Source organism: Thiocapsa imhoffii, assembly GCF_016583985.1.
GTDB lineage: Bacteria > Pseudomonadota > Gammaproteobacteria > Chromatiales > Chromatiaceae > Thiocapsa > Thiocapsa imhoffii.
The window spans coordinates 43,749-62,878 of record NZ_NRSD01000015.1 but is presented as its reverse complement, the minus strand read 5'-3'; the positions used below and the strand labels follow the sequence as shown (position 1 = coordinate 62,878).

Genomic DNA, 19,130 nt, shown 5'->3' with positions numbered 1-19,130 from the left:
CAAAACGGTCGGTCCATCGAGGCACGGACGCCCCTCACCACGGCATGAACCAATTCATGAATTGCATGGGACGACTGATGCTTTGATTCATGACCGCCATGTCATTGCGCATCGAGGAGGTCGAATGCGTCATATTCTGCATGGAACGATCCATCGTTTGAATGCTCGTCAGCATGGGTTCGAGTGTGTTCACATCGCGCGCCATCGAGTCGACGCTCACCGCCATGGTGCGCACATTCGAACTCATCTGACTCATGTTGTCGGAGATGGACTGCATGTTGCTCGCCAGCACCGTCATGTTGGTGTCGACGCTGATGGCGAGATAGTGGACGTCCTTCGCGAGGCTGAACACCAGATAAAAACCGTAGGCGGCCAGGATGATGAACGCAAAGAGCGACGGATAGACGATCAATTCCCAGCGTTTGGCACTGGTCTCGAATGCCTGGGACAGGCGTTCAATGGCAAAGGCATGGAGTTGCGTCTCCGTCACCCCTGCCGCGAGCACTTCGGTTTCCGCCTGTGGCGGCTGCTCCGGCCCGGAGGTTGAGGACGTGCTTGCGGAGTTCTCGTGTTGCGACATGGCTCGGGCCGGCTCGTGTTCGATGTGGTGGCTCGCTCGATCTCTGTCTCGGCGGAGAGGGATGCTCTTTGACCCTCCCTCACCCTTGATCAATCCTCAAGCCATGACGATCGCCAGTTTGGTCCAACCCGCGTGGCGGATCGGACCCAGGGTCTAGGCAACCGACTAAGCATCTGAGATCTTAACAGAAAGCTCAAATTGCTCAAGCTGAGGTCCCGGTATCGGCGCACCCCTAGGGAATCGGACCCGCACACGCACACTGGGTTCCGACAGCGGTTCGGCCACGTCCCGATTCCAGAGGCACTCGAGAGTGCCGCCGGCGTCCGCCAGCCGTGCTAGCTCACCATATGGGGATAGAGGGATGCCGCCAGGCTCAGGAACTCACGCGCTGCCTTGCCGCGCGATTCGAGTTCGAACACCGCCAGGCCCTCACTGAACGACCGCCGAAAGACCGTTCGCTGGGACAGTCGCGGTTTGATGAAGCGAATTCCCGGCAGCGAGACCAGTGCCGCGGCGGCCTCGTTGGTCTCGCGCACGGCATGATGGGTATCACCCCGATTGATGAATCCCAGAATCTCGGGCGGAGCGGCGCGTTCGACCGCTGAGATCAGTTGAATGAACCGCTGCGTCGACCAGATATCGGCCTGCGAGGGGGGAACGGGGACCACCACTCGATCACAACGCGCAAGCGCGGTGCGCAGACTATCCATGTCCGAGGTCCCAACATCGACGATCGTCTCATCAGCCGCATGGAGTTGTTCAAGACTCAGGCCCTGCTTGTCGAGGACGCTCAACGTCGGGTCGAATCCCTCCTCGCGGCGAACGTCGATCACGTCGCTTAGCGTGGCCTGTGGGTCGGCATCAATGAGTTGAACCTTGACACCGGCCATCGAGAGCCAAACGCCGAGATTGAAGGTTAGGGTGCTCTTCCCCGAGCCACCTTTCAGGCTCCCGATGATCGTGATCATGGCTTGGTTCCAAATCAACTCTGTCGCAGGACCCCGTCCTGCCGGGGCCTGACGCCACGGATGGGCTCGGATCGAAGCCGCGGTCAGGGGCACGACCGCGGTCTCAAGTCAGGTCTCAGTTCGTCGGCTGCGGCATCTCCATGCGCTGATAGCCAGCCGGCAGAGTGAAGAGATGATCGGGTTGCTCGGCAATTCGGATGCTGGTCAACTCGCGCACATAGCCGCCCGGAAATTCCTCGCGTACCGAAAGCTTCAGTTGCGGGTCATACCACTGGAAGGTCCGGCTCGGTGCCTGGTCGGGCACGCTTGTGATCATCTCCCATTTCTCCACCTGACGACCCTCGACCGTCTCGGTGCCAATCAGGGACAACTCCATCGTTTCGCCATTGGGCATCTCGTGCCGCAGCGGTAATCCCCGTTCGCGGTCGATCCATTGCGCCCCCTGCATCGTCTGACCTTCATGGGTCATGACCATCTCCCATTTCACCGCCGGGCGACCCGCGACATCCTCCTCCCCAGCGCGCGTGCAGGTGAGGCCGGGTAGATTGGCACAAGGATTGGTTTCAGCCGATGGCGCCGGGGCCAGGCCCTCGGAGCCGGGTGGCGCGACCTGTTCGAGATACGACTGTTGTTCAGGGAAGAGGATCCACTCAACACCACGGTTCTGGTCGCTGATGCGAATGACGTTTTGACCCTGCTGGGTCATCTCCATCCGCATCCGCCCCTCACCGACGAACATCTTGCCAGCGGTCGTCTGACCGTCCGGACCACTGCTGATCATGTCGGCGGAAAACTGCACTCCAGACAGGTCGGCTTGAACGTTTCCCACGAAGAGGGACGCAAGCGCGAAACACATGATCATGGGCTGTTGTTTTGTCATCTTCATCTTGTCCTCGCGTCGTTCGGTGGTCAATCTTCTTTCTCGTACGCAGGGTGGCCGTGCTGTCACACCCCCGACCCCACAGCGAAACCCATTTCAATTCAATGGGTCGCATCAATAGGCGCGGTGTCCATTGCGCGTCGAATCATCGGTTCACGGATACAGATTGGGGCAATTCGGCGCCCTCCACAAGCGGGCTACCCCCGGTGCCAGGCCCTGCTCACCGCGCCTCTCTAGGGCCAAGGAACCCCCTCGTAACCCAGACTCGGCGGCGGGGGGCTCAGGGCATCCATCAAGCCCCCCGAGGATCCGCCTCGCCATCCGCTCGCGGGATCCCGCCAGTTGCTGGGATCCTCGCGAGACGACTGGGACATGCTCGGCTCCAGCGGCCTCCAACCGGGTGTGTCCACACCGCGACTCGACTCAGCCGGAGACAAGGGTCGAAACCGGTAGCCGCTCTGGGCGTCAAACTCCCTGGCCGGACCCGCGCCAGGCATTGGATCGCCGCGGAAGCGGTATTGAATTGACTCCCGTTCCCACTGTGGCGACGACTCGACACGAGCGGGCGCCGGTTGCTCCCAACGGAGATCACCGGGCGGCCAGGTCGGAGCCTGCCATCCACTCGGATCCTCGCCTGACCACTGCCGCCGGGAAGGAGCCCCCCAGGGCGCCGGGCTCGCCTCCTGCCACGATGGTCGCGAAGCCGTCGCGCCACGGCCGGACTCACCTGCATCACCACCCCAATCGGGAGTGGATGACCGGTCCCAGGCGGATTGGGCGCTCACCGACGCACTGATCACGATCCAGGTCATGACCAGAACCCATCGCGGGGCCATATCCAATAGGCGTCTCCTCGGTCGCACGGCATTCCATCCTGACTGCTGTTGATCGGCCGTGCGTTCCCCGTGGCGCGCCGCTTATCACCGATCGGTGAGTGATCTACCGATCGGTTGACTCGCCCTCGTCATCGATCTTCAAACGAATGCCACGTCGCGGGGCCTTCTTCTGCACCGACTGTGACGACTTGTCCGCGGCGGATGACCCGGACTTCGGAGCGGCTTTCTTGGTCGCCGTCTTCTTGGTCGCCGTCTTCCGCGTCGTGGTCTTTTTGGTCGCCGCCTTCCTGGGCGTGGCCGGCGTCTTGGGCGCATCCGCCTCGTCCGCCGCGGGTGGTGCAACAACCGTGGTCGACGGGGTGCTCACCACCGCGTCGCGCGCTACCGCCGGGCTTGGATTCGTACCGGCGGCGGAGGCTGCTGAAGACCCGCGCGTGGCGGCCGTCTCCGGCGAGGACGCGATGGGAGTCGACGGGCGCTTCGGTTCCGGCTTCGATTTCGATTTGAAGACCGACTTGATCGCCTCGAACAGCAGCAGACCAATCCCGCGCAGCGCATAGAGCGCGAGGATGAAGAACTCAACCAGCTTGCCGAAGAAACCACTCACCCCCCCGGCGGGACGACGCGGTGTCGTGGGCTTCGTATCGGCCTCGAGCTGACAGGGCAGGCTTGTCCCGGATGGGGCCGCGGCCACCGCCACGCGGCACATATCATCGCCCGCGGCCACGCAACCCAAGGGGATCACGATCAGGGTCAGCACGGTCGACACCAGCACCCCGGACAAGAGCGAGATCGCCATCCCCTGGAAGATCGGATCGGTAATGATCACGCTCGACCCAGCCACCAAGGCCAGCGCGGTGATCACGATCGGCCGCGTTCTGATCTTGCAGGAGCGAATCATGGCCTCGGCGACGGGGACACCCTTTTGAATCTCGTGGATCGCAAAATCGACCAACAGGATGGAGTTGCGCACGATGATCCCCGCGAGAGCGATCCAGCCAATCATGGAGGTCGCCGTGAACTCACCTCCCAAGCCAAGATTGAACATGATGGCATGCGCGGGAATGATCCCCAGCAGGGTCAGCGGAATCGGCGCCATGATCACGAGCGGGATGCGGAAATTCCCGAACTCCCAGACCACCAGGATATAAATGAGCACCAGCGCCACGGCGAAGGCCGCGCCCATGTCCCGGAAGGTTTCATAGGTCACGGTCCACTCCCCGGCCCAGGTCCAGGCGAGACGCGTGCTGTCAGGCGGTGCGCCGACCCAGAAGATGGCATCGTCCATGTTCTCGTCGCCCTGCGGCTTGGTGCCATCCGGCGCGATGTAGTTCTGCTCGCGCAGGAGCCGCTCGATTTGGAACATGGCATAGACCGGGGCAGCGAGACGCCCACCGACGTCGGCGACCACGTATTCGACCGGGCGCAGATCCTTGTGGAAGATGATGTCCTCTTCCGGCGTCAACTGGAATTCACCAAGTTCACGCAGCGGCACCGTGATGCCTTGACTGGACAGGATCGGCAAGTCCCCAAGACGCTCGATCTGCGACCGTTCGGCGAGCGGAACCTGGAGGATGATCTGCACCGGCTCATGGCCGATCTGGCGACCCGTCTGCGGCTTGATGTCGCCGATTGGCGAGCCGCCAAGGGCCATGGCCAGATTGCGATTGATGGTATCCACCGAGATCCCACGCCTGACCGCCTTCTCGGTGTCGACATTGAAGCGCCAATAATCAAAGGCACCGCGCAAATAATTGTCGACGTCCCGGGTACTTTCGGCTTGTCGGAAGAACTCGGTCAGATCACGCGCGAATTGGCGCCGCAGTTCTGGCGTGGGGCCATACACCTCGGCGACGACCGACTGGAGCACCGGCGGCCCCGGCGGCATCTCGACGACCGCGATGGTCGCGCCGGTTCCCTCGACGAGGGTGCCGAGCAGATCACGCGCCTCGACCGCGATCTCGTGACTGGTGCGTTGGCGTTCGTTCTTGTCGGTCAACTGAACCTGGATTTCACCCTGCCACGGATCCGAGCGCAGATAGTAGTGCCGCACCATGCCATTGAAATCGAATGGCCGTGCCGTCCCCGCGTAGAGCTGGATCGCGGTCACCTCGGGGATACCGCGGAGCTTGTCCGCCATGCGGTGCGCGAGATTGGCCGTCACCGGCAGTGCCGTGCCCTCCGGCATATCGAGGACGACCGAGAATTCGGGCTTGTTGTCCAGCGGGAGCATCTTCACCGCGACCCACTGGAAGTAGAAAAAGGACAGGGTGAAGAGGAAGGTGCCCCAGAGGACGAGCTTGAAGACGAGACGCTTGCGCCGGTTCTCGATCAATGGCGTCAGCACCCGGCGATAGATCTTCTCAAGATTCTCCGCTTCCTTATGCTCACGCTTCTCCGCCGCTTCCAGATAGCGCATGGAGGGACGCAACCATTTGGAGATCGCGAAATAAGGCGTGAAGACGAAGGCGGCGAACAGCGAGATGAACATCGCCACCGAGCCGAGCACCGGGATCGGGGCCATGTAAGGCCCCATCATGCCACTGACGAAACCCATGGGCAGCAACGCCGCGATCACGGTGAAGGTCGCCAGGATGGTGGGGTTTCCGACCTCCCGCACGGCGTCGATGGCGGTGTCCTCGTCGGTCCGTCCCTCTTCGAGCCAGCGTCGGTAGATGTTCTCGACCACCACGATCGCATCATCGACGAGAATTCCGATCGAGAAGATGAGTGCGAAGAGGCTGACTCGATCGATCGTGTAGTTCGCCACCCAGGCGACGAAGACGGTCATGAAGAGCACGACCGGGATCACGAGCATGACCACGATCGCGGGGCGGATCGCCCGGAAGGCGAGGAGCACCAGGATGACAACGAAGAAGGTGGCCTTGATCAGTTTTCCGATCAACTCCGAAACCTTCTGATCCGCCGAGGCACCATAGTTGCGGGTGATGCTGACCTCGACATTCGCCGGGATGCGGTGCCCCTTCAGTTCCTCCACGCGCTCGATGATGGCATTGGCAACGGTCACCCCGTTGGTCAGTTCCTTTTTCGCGATCGCGATGGTCACGGCGGGGCGCCCATCGGCGCGATCCTCCACCTCCGCCGCGGGGCCGCTGTAATAGGCAACCAGCTCGCGCGCATCTTCCGGACCCTGTTCGACCCGTGCGATGTCGTGGATATAGACCGGCCGGTCGTTGAAGGTGCCGACGACGAGCCGGCTGATGTCCTCGACCCCGGTCAGGAAGGCTCCGGTCGTGACCGAGAACCGCGCACCGCTCGCCTCGAGCCCGCCCGCGACCTGCTCGGCATTGGCACTGATCAGGGTCTGGGCGACCTGATCGAGACTGACCCCATGCCCCGACAGACGCTCAGGCAACACATCGACGGTCACCACCTCGCGTCGCCCACCCACGATGAAGGCATTCCCGGTATCCTTCACCTGCTTCACCGCTTGCAACACATCCTGGGCAAGCAGACGCAACTGACCATCATCGACATCCGGAATGCCATCGCCATCGAGGTCTTTTGACCAGATGGTCAGGGTGACGATCGGCACATCATCGATCCCCTTACTTTTCACCAGCGGTGACATGACGCCAGGCGGGATCTTGTCCATGTTCGACGCGATCTTGTCGTTGACCTTGACCAACGACGGCCCCATCGACTCACCGACTTCGAACTCGATGGTCACGATGCCCTGACCACGCTCGGATGCCGAATAGACGTGCTTGACCCCCGGAATCTCACTCATCATGCGCTCGAGCGGCTGCATCGCCATGTTGGCGACCTGCTGCGCCGAGGCTCCGGGGTACTGCACCATGATGTCGATCATGGGGACCGAGATCTGTGGGTCTTCCTGACGCGGCGTCAGAATGAGACCCAACAGCCCCATCAGGAGCATCGCCACGTAGAAGAGCGGCGAGAGGGGCGAGCGAATGAAGAAACGGGCAGTTCGCCCGGCAATCCCGAGGCTGTCCTCGTCGTAAGCGGGTTCCTGACGCTCCTGCGGGGGGGATGTGACGTCTTGGCTCATGTCGAATCCAGATTAAACCGGCCGGGGCCGCATCACTGCGACATCGATGCCGGGGCGGCCGCGGTTGCGACCTCCCGACGGGTGCAAGATAGAGGTCAACTCAACGCGGCGCGGTGCCGGTCGCCCAACCCGCGGTGACGCGCGGTCCCGGGTTGGTCATCACCTGTTCACCGGCCCGCAACCCACTGAGCACGGTGATCATTCCGCCCCGCAGCTCTTCACCGACCCGAATGAGTCGGAGTTCAGGCTCACCGCGTGCATTGATCACATAGACCCCAGGCAAGCTTCCGTTGTAGCGCACCGCCGTACTCGGGATGACGGGATTGGAGCGGGCCGGTGCATTGACGTCGGGCACCAGCACCCGGGCATACATGCCGGGTTCGGACACCCCCTGGGGCAGGTCGAATTTCACCTTCACGGTATGACGTTGCGGATCGGCCATGGGGAAGATCTGTGCGACGCGAATCGGCACGCGCCGGTTGTCCTGGTCGAGCTCAGCCTGCACCATCATGCCGTCGCTTAGCCCTGGGCGCAGACGCGCTGGAACGTCGACATCCACCTGCAGGTATTCGACATCCGCGAAATTCAGCATCGGTTGTCCGGGCTGTACCGTGTCACCGACCTCGACCATGCGACGCACGATCACACCGTTGAAGGGAGCGATGCTGCGGGCGTCACGAATCTTTGAATCGAGGGCCTGAAGTTCGGCCTGCAATCGCAGCATGGCGTTCTGTGCCTCCTGGATCTGGATGCCTGAGGCGAACAGATCCGCGGAGCGCTCCGCGGTGCGATCCCGCTCGCCGATGAAGCTCTCAACCGGGCGGGTGAACATCTGATCGAAGAGATTCGGCAACCCCATCCCACCCATGGCCGAACGCGACTGCGGTGAGTAAATCTCTCGCGAGTACTGCACCCCCGCATTACGCAACTGGGCATCGGCGCTGGCAATCTGTGCCAGCAGGGCACGCCGGTTCGCTAGGAGTTCCTCATCGCCGATCGCCACCAGGAGATCTTTCTCGTTGAAGCGGTCCCCCTCACGCCCAGCCATGAAGGTGACCCGGCCTGGCAGTTGCGCCGCTAACATCACCTCCTTGTAGGGGACGACCGTGCCACCCAAGGCGACCGTTGGGGTGCCTTGCGCCTGCTGTACGACGAAGGTTTCGCCGAAATCGGCCTGGGCGAAGCTCGCGGGAGCGATCAGGGTGAGCGCGAACGCGCACGCTATCGGGGCGTTTCGAAACTGTATTGACATCGGATCGCACACCAAACGCTGGAAATTTGAATTGCAGTCCGTCAGCGGCATGGCGGTCGGACTTGCGGTGGAAACCGGGATGGCGCCGCGCACCCGGCGCTCGTCCGTTACCGGACAGCCGACATCAGGATACGGTCTCGGGCGACCGTGCCCGTGCAGCGTTATCATTTCATTCTAGCCACATCGCAGTGCGGCAGTATGCCTTCGAGCACGCTCGACATTCAAGCCGAAGCGCGCACAGCGCCCACCTAAGTCCGCAATTCCTGTGCGTGAATACCTATCCCTGGTCCGCGGGTTCAGTGTAACATTGCCACTTAAACACCCAGATTCACCGTGCGGGCGCCCTGCCCGAGCCACCTACCGCGTCTTGATCCATTCGGACGTCGAGCGCGCCCTCCTTCAGCGCTCCGCACGGACATCCGTCACCACCACCGAGGAGTCCGCCCCATGCCGTCTACCGCTGAGGCCGTTCAACAACGCATGCAGGAACTGGAATCGCATCTGGAGCAAGAAAACCCCGTTTTGTTGAGCGCTGTACAGAGTTTTCGAGCCATCGATGGCGTGGCTTACCAGACGGGTTTGCTCGAGCGCAACCAGTCGTTTGCGACGCAGATCCCCTGGTGGCCCCTGATTTCGATCCTCGGCACCTTCTCAGCGGGAAAATCGACTTTTATCAACTATTTTCTCGGTCAGAAATTACAACGGACCGGCAACCAGGCGGTCGACGATCGCTTCACCGTGATCGTCTACAGTCCCGAGAAAGTCAGCCATTCGCTCCCGGGCGTCTCGCTCGACTCCGACCCCCGCTTCCCCTTTTACCAAATGTCACACGACATCGAGCAGGTGGCCGGTGGGGAAGGGAAACGCATCGACGCCTACCTGCAATTGAAGACCAGTTGCAGCGAACGGCTGCGGGGCAAGATTCTGATCGACTCCCCGGGGTTCGATGCCGACGCGCAACGCACGGCGATCCTGCGCATCACCGACCACATGATCGATCTGTCCGATCTGGTCCTGGTGTTCTTCGATGCCCGCCACCCCGAGCCGGGCGCCATGCGCGATACCCTCCGCCATCTCGTCAAGGATACGATCCACCGCGCCGACTCCGGGAAGTTTCTCTACATCCTCAATCAACTCGATACCGCGGCGAACGAGGATAATCCAGAAGATGTCGTTGCCGCGTGGCTGCGTGCGATCGGTGAGGCGGGACTCACCGCGGGGCGCTTCTACACCATCTACAATCCAGAGGTTGGGATTACGATCGCGGACGAGCACAAGCGCCGTCGCTTCGAGAAGAAACGTGATGCCGATCTCGGCGAGATCTTCCTGCGCATGGAGCGGGTCGAGATCGAGCGCGCTTACCGCATCATCGCGGCGTTGCGCGAAACCGCGACGAGTTTCATTCAGGCCTCGGTCCCCTTGCTCCAACGGGCGATGTTGCGCTGGCGCTCCTTGACCCTCCTCGGGGACACCATCTTGGCCGCGCTCGTCGGCTTGCTGTTCCTCTACTGGAGCATCGGCGCGGGGCACTGGGTCGGGTTCTCCTACGAGCCCGCGTGGCTCAAGACCCTCACCGAGCAGGTGGCCTGGGGTCATGAGGCGCTGATCGGGATCCTCGTGGCGTTCGCCCTCGGTGTCCACTTCGGCTTTCGCAAGCTCGCCGCCGTGGTGGTGGCCAGTTGGTTGAAGAAAGAAGTCACGCGTAGGAATCCACCCGGCAACCTCATGACGGCCTTTCGCCGCAATACCAGGTTCTATCGACCGATGATCCTGGGACGCCCCTTCGGCTGGAGTAGCCGCGCTCGCCAGAAGATCGATGAAGTGCTACAAAGCTGTGAGAATTATGTGCAAACGCTCAATGAGCGCTACACCAACCCGAAAGGGCTGAAGGAGCCGCCACCCAAGCCACAGACCGAGCGGCTGCCCGCGCAAGCGGATCAACTGCTGGCTCAGAGCGCTACCGCATCCGCCTCATCGGGTTCGGACGCCTGAGCGGACCACTCTTTGTTGTTAGGAGCCTCAGGAGCATGACCAGCGCAGACCCTGTGCCGCGACCCGAGGGTCGGGTTGAGATTCCGCCACACCCACGGTGGCCGGTGTTGAACCCGGCCGCGAAGACGGCTCTCACCGAGCGCATCAAGGCGTTGCTGCACGCGCAGGACGCCGTGCTGGTCGCGCACTATTACACGGATGGCGATCTCCAGGCGCTGGCCGAGGACACCGGCGGCTGTGTCGCCGACTCGCTGGAGATGGCGCGTTTCGGTGCGGCCAGTCGGGCACGCACCCTGGTCGTGTGCGGGGTTCGCTTCATGGGGGAGACGGCGAAGATCCTCAATCCCGAGAAACGCGTTCTGATGCCCGATCTGCGCGCGACCTGTTCGCTCGATGAAGGCTGCCCGGCCGACGCCTTCGGCGCCTTCTGCGATGCGCACCCCGACCATCGCGTCGTGGTGTATGCGAATACGAGCGCCGAGGTCAAGGCACGTGCCGACTGGGTCGTGACCTCGAGTATTGCCTTGGCGGTCGTCGCCCACCTGAAGGCACAGGGCGAGAAGATCCTCTGGGCACCGGACCGACATCTCGGTCACTACGTCGAGCGCATGACGGGCGCACAGATGTTGATCTGGGACGGGGCCTGCGTGGTGCACGAGGAATTCAAAGCCTTCGCCCTTGAACGGGTCCGCAAGCTCCACCCCACGGCGGCGGTCCTAGTCCATCCCGAGGCCCCCGACGACGTGGTCGACCAAGCGGACGTGGTGGGCTCGACCACGCAACTCATCAAGGCCGTCGCCGAGTTACCAAACCCCGAATTCATCGTGGCTACCGACACCGGGATCTTTTGGAAGATGCAACAGGTCGCACCCGGAAAGCGCCTGATTCCGGCACCCACCATCGGGGTCGGCGCGACCTGTGAGAGTTGCGCCCATTGTCCCTGGATGGCGATGAACGCTCTGCAGAATCTCGAGGCCGTGCTGCGTCGTGGCGATCAAGAGATTCAGGTCGACCCAGCCGTTGCGGCGCGCGCCATGATCCCGATCCGTCGCATGCTGGATTTCGCGCAAGCACGAGGCCTGGGTTCTCGACGCGAGACCGACTGAGACGCGGTGCCGTCCGCGCCACTCACGGGAACGGCCAACCTCCCGGGGCGCGACCCGTCCCGAGACGGTCTCGAGTGCCTTCGCGACGGAGTGAGAGCCATGACCCGTGGGTGTCGTGATGCCTCTCGGCTAGGCCATCGGCCCCACCAATCCAGCTCCGCATGGCTCGGTTCAGGGGCCACCATGGCGCTTGCCGACGTGAGTCCGGGCGCGATCGGTCACGCATGGAGTCAACTTGGCAAGTGAACCACGGATGCCTTAACATCGTCCCGAATAACAATAAACCTTTCGGTCACACTGAATAATAAAAACAGCCGAAGGGATCACGACGTTCCAATCGTCGTTGCCGTCAAGAGGATGGACATGTCAAACCACCCCACATCATCACGCTCGAAATCGATCATCGTTATCGGCATGGTCTTTATTGCCGGGATCGGCTTCGCGGTGCTCCTGAACACCGGGATCGCCTACTCCAATCGAATGGACCTGTGCGTGTCCTGCCACAGCCTCCAGTTGCCCTACGAGGAGTATCGAGAAACGCGCCATTTCAAAAATCCATCCGGCGTGCAGGCCACCTGCGCGGATTGTCATGTCCAGCAGGAATTCATCCCGAAACTCCATGCCAAACTGATGGCTGTCAAGGATGTCTACCATGAAATCATGGGCACCATCGACACACCGGAGAAGTTCGAGGCGCGCCGTTGGGAGATGGCCAATCGGGTTTGGGATCGAATGAAGGCAACGGATTCGGCAACGTGTCGCAGTTGCCACGACTTTGCCAACATGGACCTATCGGAACAAAGTCGCACGGCACGCAGCCGCCATGGCGCGGCACAGGATCGTGGGCAGACCTGTATCGATTGTCACAAGGGGCTGGCACACCGCTACCCACGAGAGCCGCGCGAGGATCCCCCGGCTGCCGCGGCGGCGGAGGACGCGCCGGCGCAATCCGCCGACCCAGACGCCGCCTAAGCACCCGGTGCCGCCGACCATGAGGTTCACCATGACCGCACCTCCACTCCACGCGTCGCGTTGGTTCCGCGTCGCCGTCCCATTCGCGCTCATCTTGTGCTGGCTGGCCTGGGGCACGCCAACGCTGGCCGCCGGGGCTGATCTTGGCAAGGAGATGCGTCTGGCCGCGACCATCGGGGATCTCGAAACCGTGACCGCCTTGCTCGATCAGGGCGTGCATGTGGATAGCGCGAACGAGTTTGGCAAAACGGCCCTCATGTTCGCGGTCGAATCCGAGGACCTCGAGACCGTGGCCCTGCTGCTGACTCGGGGAGCGAATGTGAACGCCCGCACGGTGGCCAGTTGCACCCCGCTCACCTTCGCGGCCGAAACGGGGAATATCGCGATCACGGCATTGCTGATCGAGCGCGGGGCCAATGTCCACGACCGCACGCGTGTGGGGTGGGACCCCCTCATGATCGCCGCGCGCTATGGCATCCCCGATATGGTCGAGCAATTGCTCTTTCGCGGCGCCGACCCCAAAGCATCCGACCGTGATGGGCGAACCGCGCTCATGCTCGCCGCTGCTCATGGGCAGACGACTGTGATCGAGCTCCTCATCAACGCCGGCGCGGAAATCGAATCGCGCGACGTCGAGGGTGAAACGGCGTTGCTGATCGCGGCCGACCGTGGTGCCTGGCCCGTCGTCGCGGCACTGATCGCACGCGGCGCCGATGTCAACGCCCGCGACCAGATGGGCGCCACACCACTCATCCTGGCCGCGAGTCAGGGACACCTTGAAGCGGTTCGATTGCTCCTGGAACAGGGGGCAAATCCGAACATCCAAGACGAGGACGGGACATCGGCGCTCATGGAATCCGTGCTGATGGAGCAGGCGGAGGTGATGCGTGCCCTCCTCGCCTATCGTGCCAATCCGCTGTTGACCGATGCGGCTGGACGCACCGCGGCGGATCTCGCCGAGCTGAACGGGAATCGCGAGGCCGTTGCCATCCTGACACAAGACACTGGGCCCTGAAGCCATCCACCACACCGATGCCACTGGAGCCATCGACGAGTCGACGTCTGGATCGGTGCGCAGGCACCAGGGCTGAATATGAATGTAGGACGACGCTCGGACAACCGGCGTCTCATGCATCGCGGCGTCAGATGCCGCGTCAACGCGACTGCTCAGAGACCATTTGGAGGAATTATGGCCAGAATATCACCAACAGTGGCCCTACTTGCGGGGGCGATCGTCCTCGGCGCGTCCTCAAGCGCCCAGGCTGAGGCGACCGGACCCATGCTCGCCAACACCTGTGCCGGCTGTCATGGGACCAATGGGCAAAGCGTGGGACCCGCCTCGCCCATCATCGCCGGGATTAATCGCGATGTCTTCGTCGACATGATGAAGGGATATCAAAGCGGCGACATCTACTCCACCATCATGGGCCGGATCGCCAAGGGCTACACGGATGATGAAATCGAGGCCATGGCCGATTTCTTCAATGCCAAACCCTTCCAACCGGCCGCGCAGGAATACGAGGTGGCGCTCGTCGATTCGGGTGCGCGTTTGCACGATCAATTCTGCGAAAACTGTCATGCCGAAGGCGGGACGCCATTGCGTGACGAGGACACCGGCGAGGATGAGGAGGACTTCTATCTGCTGGCAGGCCAATGGACGCCCTACCTCGCATACACCATGTCCGATTTCCGCGAGGACCGTCGCCAGATGCCGCGCAAGATGAGGGAGAAACTCGACGAATTGCTCGCCGGCGATGGTGAAGACGGTCTTGCCGCCATTTTCGCCTTCTATGCGAGCCAGCAGTAAGACACCGGAGGAGAGGAAGGCATGAAATTCAACAGACGTGATTTTGTCAAAGTCGCCGGGACCGCCGGTGCACTCGGCATGCTGGGTGTCCCACACCTAGCGTTCGCAGCCAGCCGCAAGGTCGTGATCGTGGGTGGTGGAACCGGTGGCGCAACGGCCGCGAAATACATCAAGATGGCCGATGAGAGCATCGACGTCACTGTCATCGAGCCCAACACCGAGTATGTCACCTGCTACCTGAGTAACGAAGTGATCGGGGGCGACCGCGCCTACGATACGCTCCGTGTCAGCTATGACGGTCTGAAATCGCATGGCATCAATGTCGTGCACGAGATGGCGGTTGGGATCGACGCCGACAAAAAGGTGGTCAAGACGGCGGATGGTAGCGAGTTCGCCTATGATCGCTGCATCGTCGCTCCGGGGATCGAGATCCTCTACGATCAGGTCGAGGGCTACAGTGAGGCCGCATCACTGATTGCTCCGCACGCCTGGAAAGCGGGTGAGCAGACGAAACTGCTGCGCAGCCAACTTGAGGCGATGGAGGATGGTGGCGTCGTGCTGATCTCGGCTCCCGCCAATCCCTTCCGTTGTCCCCCCGGCCCCTATGAGCGCGCCAGCCAGATCGCGCATTATTTGAAGACCTACAAGCCCAGCTCGAAGGTCATCATCCTTGACGCCAAGCAGGCCTTCTCGAAGCAGGGTCTCTTCACCCAGGGCTGGGAGCGGATGTACGGCTACGGCACCGACAACGCGCTGCTGGAGTGGCGCCCCGGTCCGGATTCGACCGTGACAGAGATCGATATCGACGAGATGACCGTCGAGACCGGCTTCGGTGACGAGATCAAGGCCGACGTCATCAATATCATCCCTCCGCAACGCGCTGGCGAGATCGCCCAGACGGCTGGATTGGCGGATGACAGCGGTTGGTGCCCGGTCGACTTCCGATCCTTCGAATCGACCTTGCTCCCCGGTGTTCATGTGATCGGGGACGCCTGTATCGCGGGCGCCATGCCGAAATCCGGCTACTCCGCGAACAGCCAGGGTAAGGTTGCCGCCGCGGCCGTCGTGGCCATGCTCAATGGAGACGAGCCGGGCACCCCGTCCTATGTCAACACCTGCTATTCCATCGTGGGCACGGATTACGGCATCTCGGTTGCCGGGGTCTATCGCCTCAGCGAGGACGGCGGCATGATCGTCGATGTCGAGGGTGCCGGCGGCGTGACCCCAATGGATGCACCGGATTGGGCCTTGGCCCGTGAGGTGCACTACGCCTACAGTTGGTACGAGAACATCAAGCAGGACTCCTTCATGTAATCGTGGGATGAGGAAACGTCACCCAACCGTCCGAGCGTCATTCGGCGCTTGGGGGTGAACAACAAAAGGGGCCTCATCGGCCCCTTTTCCCATTCCGAGATCGGATGGATTGCAGGCGTTCAGCCCTGTTGCATCAGGATGCGCAAATCGAGCACCGCCGCGTTCGCCTTGGAGATGTAAGAGGCCATGACGAGCGAATGGTTGGCCAGGAATCCATAGCCATGACCATTCAGCACGATCGGACTTGCCATGGGCTTGGTCGCGCCCTCGAGATCGCGGATGATCTGTTTCAGAGAGACATCGGCGTTCTTTGAAGCCAGAATGTCGGCGAAATCGATCGAGATCGCCCGCATCATGTGCAGCAGGGCCCATGTGTAGCCTCGGGCTTCATAGAAGATGTCATCGACCAGATACCACGGGGTTCGCCCGGTACTATCCATAAACTGCGCCGACAACTCGAGTTGGGTGGCTGCGTCATCCATGTCAGTGGCATCATCATCCTTCGGAAGCGACTGAAGCAGGGCGGAAGTCAGTTCATGATCCCCAACGCTCGCACTCAGACGCACCGCCAGACTGCCCAGTCGCTTCTCGACAACGGACAGATAAGCCGCAAGGTTATCGGCCCGCGCGAAAAATCGTGCCGAGCGATCCTGGCCCAAACTGAGATCCCGCATGAAGGAACGGAGCGACTCCACGGCGAGGCGGTATTGATCTTCAGCCGAGGGGAGCATCCAGGACTTGGCATCGATCGCGAGCCGCACATCCGCGTCCTTCACGTGGGTATTTTCAATGGATTGGGTCTGGGACCGACTAAAGTCATTGCGCAGGGCCCGTACCGAATCCCGCAACTCCTTCAGAGCTCCGTACTCCCAGTTCGGCATGTTATCCAGATAGATGCCGGGGGGCATGATGTCGTTGTAGATAAATCCACCTGGCTTATTGAGCAAGGTCTCAGCCACACCGATCGACGCGGCGACCACGGCGGTGCCGGGTACGGGTCTGCCCGAGTAAGGCTTCAGTTCCTCGGCTTGCAAGGCCGCCACGTTGAAGGTCTTCGGCTGCTGGGACCAATAGATACCGAGTCCCACGATCGTCACGGCAACGACCACGATCGCGATCAAGAAAACGCGCGCCGGTGATGGTTGCTTGGCATTCCCGCCCGGCTGCCCCGCCTTCGGGTGCGCGGCTGCGCCCGGCGCACCGGTTGGCGGGGGCGTGGAGGGGTTGGGAACAGTGGTGGTTTTCTCACTCATGTCTAGCTCTCCATCAAAAGATAAAGTATCGATCTCATTGGCAAGCCGCCGTCATCAAAGCGGAGCCGTCGCTACTCGAGCCGAGATCAGGCTTCGTGAAGCGAATGGTGGCGGGGGCGGTGGTGCCGCCTGAAATCACAAAGGTCATGGCCTCGTCGACCGACCAGTCTTGCATGATCACACGATCCTTGGGAACGATTTCGAGATAGCCGCCGGTGGGATTGGGTGCAGTCGGAACGTACACGGCAGCCAGTTCGATCCCCGTCTCTTCGTCGACCATGGTGTGGGTGAGGAAGCCCACCGCTTTCATGGCGCTGTGAGGAAATTCGATCAACACGACCTTTTGCGGCCTCTCGCTCCCATCGGATTGAAATGTCTCAACGAGTTTTTTCGTCGCGCCATAGATGGTGGTCACGAACGGGATCCGCTTCAGGCCATCCTCGATTCGATTCAAGATGCGCCGCCCGACGAGGTTCGTCACCGCCCAACCGAGAACGTAGAACATCACGAGCGTCAGGGTGATCGCCAGGGTCGATGACAACCAGGGCACGTCGAGTATCCAGCGCGCCAGGTCGGGAGACAGAGGGCGCACGGCATTCGCGAGCACGATCACCTTCGGTCGGCCAATCCCCGAGAGCAGGTTCAGGAAGAACGAAAACACGAACAGCGTCACCATGATGGGGATCACGGTGACGACGCCGGTCAGGATATAGCGCCGGAAATGCGTCATGTCGTTCCAAATGCCTCGCTATGAGCCGTTGAGATCGCGGGCTCGGCCCGACCCGCAAGCGAGTCTGAGCTTGTGAACCGAACGATTCTGGTCTTCCTGCTCTCGACAAGTTCCGCATCCGCGCCGCACACTATTTTAGATGGTTCGTATCTTCTTATGGAAACCAAATCAAAACATCGATTATTTCATGGTTTTTGTTCGAATTTCCCTGATGATCCAGTTTTTTCTCGTTCTCCTTTGAACTCGGCTTGATCCTGCCCCAACAGTCGATACATCCGTGACGAACGGCTTCTTGGTGGGGAACTCCGCCTGGCCGTCATGACCCCGTCGGCCAGACCACCGTGTCGCGGGACAGTCGCGCCGGACGAGACCGAATAAGTCGATTATAATGCGCAGCGCGGTTTCGCGCCCCACCCATCCACGGCTGGATTGAGATCTGCCTGGATGCGGTTTCCGCGGCACTGGCTCAAACACTGGCTCAGACACTGGAATCAGATGCATCACGACCAATCCAGAGCGCGCGCGGCCGTCGTCTCGACCTCATGGAGGGCGCGTGGTCGATGAACAAGCGATACGTTTACCGCCACCCCCTTTCGGGCCTACTCCGTGGCACCCTCTTCATGGGATTGTGGTTCGTTTTCAACGGCCTCGACCCTCAGTCGCTGATGATTGGCATCCCCACGGTCATTGCGGCGACCATCATGAGCATGCGCCTGTCGCCACCACGCAAGCGGACCCTATCGGTGATCGGCAGCATCCGCTTCGCCCCCTATTTCCTGTGGGAGTCACTGCTCGGCGCGATTGATGTCGCAGCACGGGTGTTGTGGCCGCGCATGGCCGTCAACCCCGGATTCCACTCCTACCGGACGCGCCTGCGCAATCCCTCGGCGCGACTGGTCTTCATCGATAGCATCAGCCTCCTGCCGGGAACCTTGAGCGCGGACCTCCGAGGTGACGTCGTCGAGGTCCATGCCTTGGACCGCGAAGCCGATCTGGATCTGAGTCTGTCTGGTCTGGAGCGGCAGGTCGCCATCCTCTTCAATGAGTCACTCGAAGAGATTCGTACGACCCCGCATCCGCATCATCCGTCACCCGAGCCTGTATGATGCAAACGCCCCCCAACGCCATGACGCGCTCGCCATCATGACCGACGCCATCCTGATCGTGATCCTCATTCTGATGGCCAGCGTCGCTGCTGGACTGGTGCGCGTCGCAATTGGCCCGACGCCATCGGACCGCATGATGGCGGCGCAGTTGATGGGGACCTCTGGCATCGCCGTGGTCCTGCTGCTCGCGAACGTGGTCGAGGTCACCGCGCTGATCGACGTTGCGCTCATCTTCTCCCTGCTTGCGGCGATTGCCGTCACGGCATTCACGCGACGACGGGTTCAGGACAACGAGGAATGA

15 protein-coding genes are annotated in these 19,130 nt (G+C 61.6%); 8 read left to right on the top strand and 7 right to left on the bottom strand.

The genetic code is table 11. From position 1 onward, the window contains the following. Positions 1–34 precede the first annotated feature (34 nt). The 5 genes from CKO25_RS13970 to CKO25_RS13950 form a co-directional block, all read right to left on the bottom strand. The gene (locus tag CKO25_RS13970; RefSeq protein ID WP_242467617.1) at positions 35–580 is read right to left on the bottom strand and encodes a hypothetical protein; all 546 of its coding nucleotides are present in this window, start codon (positions 578–580) and stop codon (positions 35–37) included. Between the two features lie 335 nt (positions 581–915). Continuing rightward, positions 916–1,548, bottom strand: a complete 633-nt coding sequence (locus CKO25_RS13965) for a nucleotide-binding protein (RefSeq protein ID WP_200388560.1) — start codon at positions 1,546–1,548, stop codon at positions 916–918. Between the two features lie 115 nt (positions 1,549–1,663). After that, positions 1,664–2,428 (bottom strand): hypothetical protein, encoded by a 765-nt coding sequence (locus CKO25_RS13960; RefSeq protein WP_200388559.1) that lies wholly within the window; start codon positions 2,426–2,428, stop codon positions 1,664–1,666. A 939-nt stretch (positions 2,429–3,367) separates the two neighbouring features. Beyond that, positions 3,368–7,297, bottom strand: a complete 3,930-nt coding sequence (locus CKO25_RS13955) for an efflux RND transporter permease subunit (RefSeq protein ID WP_200388558.1) — start codon at positions 7,295–7,297, stop codon at positions 3,368–3,370. 100 nt (positions 7,298–7,397) lie between these two features. Beyond that, positions 7,398–8,549, bottom strand: coding sequence for an efflux RND transporter periplasmic adaptor subunit (locus CKO25_RS13950; RefSeq protein WP_200388557.1), 1,152 nt, complete (start codon positions 8,547–8,549; stop codon positions 7,398–7,400). A 447-nt stretch (positions 8,550–8,996) separates the two neighbouring features. On the opposite strand from CKO25_RS13950, the gene CKO25_RS13945 reads away from it, so the two are divergent. The 6 genes from CKO25_RS13945 (at position 8,997) to CKO25_RS13920 (ending at position 15,740) form a co-directional block, all read left to right on the top strand. Then, positions 8,997–10,541 carry a dynamin family protein gene (locus CKO25_RS13945; RefSeq protein WP_200388556.1) on the top strand — a complete coding sequence of 515 codons (1,545 nt, stop codon included), beginning with the start codon at positions 8,997–8,999 and terminating at the stop codon, positions 10,539–10,541. A gap of 35 nt (positions 10,542–10,576) precedes the next feature. Continuing rightward, positions 10,577–11,647, top strand: coding sequence for a quinolinate synthase NadA (nadA, locus tag CKO25_RS13940; protein ID WP_200388555.1), 1,071 nt, complete (start codon positions 10,577–10,579; stop codon positions 11,645–11,647). Between the two features lie 363 nt (positions 11,648–12,010). Next, positions 12,011–12,619 (top strand): NapC/NirT family cytochrome c, encoded by a 609-nt coding sequence (locus CKO25_RS13935; RefSeq protein ID WP_200388554.1) that lies wholly within the window; start codon positions 12,011–12,013, stop codon positions 12,617–12,619. A 31-nt stretch (positions 12,620–12,650) separates the two neighbouring features. After that, positions 12,651–13,634 (top strand): ankyrin repeat domain-containing protein, encoded by a 984-nt coding sequence (locus tag CKO25_RS13930; protein WP_200388553.1) that lies wholly within the window; start codon positions 12,651–12,653, stop codon positions 13,632–13,634. Between the two features lie 174 nt (positions 13,635–13,808). Then, complete coding sequence (locus CKO25_RS13925; RefSeq protein ID WP_200388552.1) at positions 13,809–14,426, top strand: c-type cytochrome; 618 nt, start codon at positions 13,809–13,811, stop codon at positions 14,424–14,426. Between the two features lie 21 nt (positions 14,427–14,447). After that, the gene (locus CKO25_RS13920; RefSeq protein WP_200388551.1) at positions 14,448–15,740 is read left to right on the top strand and encodes an NAD(P)/FAD-dependent oxidoreductase; all 1,293 of its coding nucleotides are present in this window, start codon (positions 14,448–14,450) and stop codon (positions 15,738–15,740) included. 119 nt (positions 15,741–15,859) lie between these two features. On the opposite strand, the gene CKO25_RS13915 is transcribed toward CKO25_RS13920, so the two are convergent. Further along, complete coding sequence (locus CKO25_RS13915) at positions 15,860–16,993, bottom strand: DUF2333 family protein (protein ID WP_200388550.1); 1,134 nt, start codon at positions 16,991–16,993, stop codon at positions 15,860–15,862. Between the two features lie 34 nt (positions 16,994–17,027). Next, positions 17,028–17,723 carry a DUF502 domain-containing protein gene (locus CKO25_RS13910; protein ID WP_200388549.1) on the bottom strand — a complete coding sequence of 232 codons (696 nt, stop codon included), beginning with the start codon at positions 17,721–17,723 and terminating at the stop codon, positions 17,028–17,030. Positions 17,724–18,283: 560 nt separating this feature from the next. Between CKO25_RS13910 and CKO25_RS13905 the strand changes: the two genes are divergently transcribed. Together CKO25_RS13905 and CKO25_RS13900 are read left to right on the top strand one after the other, a co-directional pair. Beyond that, positions 18,284–18,829, top strand: coding sequence for a Na+/H+ antiporter subunit E (locus tag CKO25_RS13905; RefSeq protein WP_200388548.1), 546 nt, complete (start codon positions 18,284–18,286; stop codon positions 18,827–18,829). Positions 18,830–18,866: 37 nt separating this feature from the next. Further along, positions 18,867–19,130 (top strand): MrpF/PhaF family protein, encoded by a 264-nt coding sequence (locus tag CKO25_RS13900; protein ID WP_200388547.1) that lies wholly within the window; start codon positions 18,867–18,869, stop codon positions 19,128–19,130.

What these genes read in the sequence shown, in the direction of transcription:
- CKO25_RS13905 (WP_200388548.1), top strand. Translation starts at nt 18,284, where the DNA reads ATGAACAAGCGATACGTTTACCGCCACCCCCTTTCGGGCCTACTCCGT.
- CKO25_RS13955 (WP_200388558.1), bottom strand. Translation starts at nt 7,297, where the DNA reads ATGAGCCAAGACGTCACATCCCCCCCGCAGGAGCGTCAGGAACCCGCT.
- CKO25_RS13935 (WP_200388554.1), top strand. Translation starts at nt 12,011, where the DNA reads ATGTCAAACCACCCCACATCATCACGCTCGAAATCGATCATCGTTATC.
- CKO25_RS13915 (WP_200388550.1), bottom strand. Translation starts at nt 16,993, where the DNA reads ATGAGTGAGAAAACCACCACTGTTCCCAACCCCTCCACGCCCCCGCCA.
- CKO25_RS13970 (WP_242467617.1), bottom strand. Translation starts at nt 580, where the DNA reads ATGTCGCAACACGAGAACTCCGCAAGCACGTCCTCAACCTCCGGGCCG.
- CKO25_RS13900 (WP_200388547.1), top strand. Translation starts at nt 18,867, where the DNA reads ATGACCGACGCCATCCTGATCGTGATCCTCATTCTGATGGCCAGCGTC.
- CKO25_RS13950 (WP_200388557.1), bottom strand. Translation starts at nt 8,549, where the DNA reads ATGTCAATACAGTTTCGAAACGCCCCGATAGCGTGCGCGTTCGCGCTC.
- CKO25_RS13965 (WP_200388560.1), bottom strand. Translation starts at nt 1,548, where the DNA reads ATGATCACGATCATCGGGAGCCTGAAAGGTGGCTCGGGGAAGAGCACC.
- CKO25_RS13925 (WP_200388552.1), top strand. Translation starts at nt 13,809, where the DNA reads ATGGCCAGAATATCACCAACAGTGGCCCTACTTGCGGGGGCGATCGTC.
- CKO25_RS13960 (WP_200388559.1), bottom strand. Translation starts at nt 2,428, where the DNA reads ATGACAAAACAACAGCCCATGATCATGTGTTTCGCGCTTGCGTCCCTC.
- CKO25_RS13920 (WP_200388551.1), top strand. Translation starts at nt 14,448, where the DNA reads ATGAAATTCAACAGACGTGATTTTGTCAAAGTCGCCGGGACCGCCGGT.
- nadA (WP_200388555.1), top strand. Translation starts at nt 10,577, where the DNA reads ATGACCAGCGCAGACCCTGTGCCGCGACCCGAGGGTCGGGTTGAGATT.
- CKO25_RS13910 (WP_200388549.1), bottom strand. Translation starts at nt 17,723, where the DNA reads ATGACGCATTTCCGGCGCTATATCCTGACCGGCGTCGTCACCGTGATC.
- CKO25_RS13945 (WP_200388556.1), top strand. Translation starts at nt 8,997, where the DNA reads ATGCCGTCTACCGCTGAGGCCGTTCAACAACGCATGCAGGAACTGGAA.
- CKO25_RS13930 (WP_200388553.1), top strand. Translation starts at nt 12,651, where the DNA reads ATGACCGCACCTCCACTCCACGCGTCGCGTTGGTTCCGCGTCGCCGTC.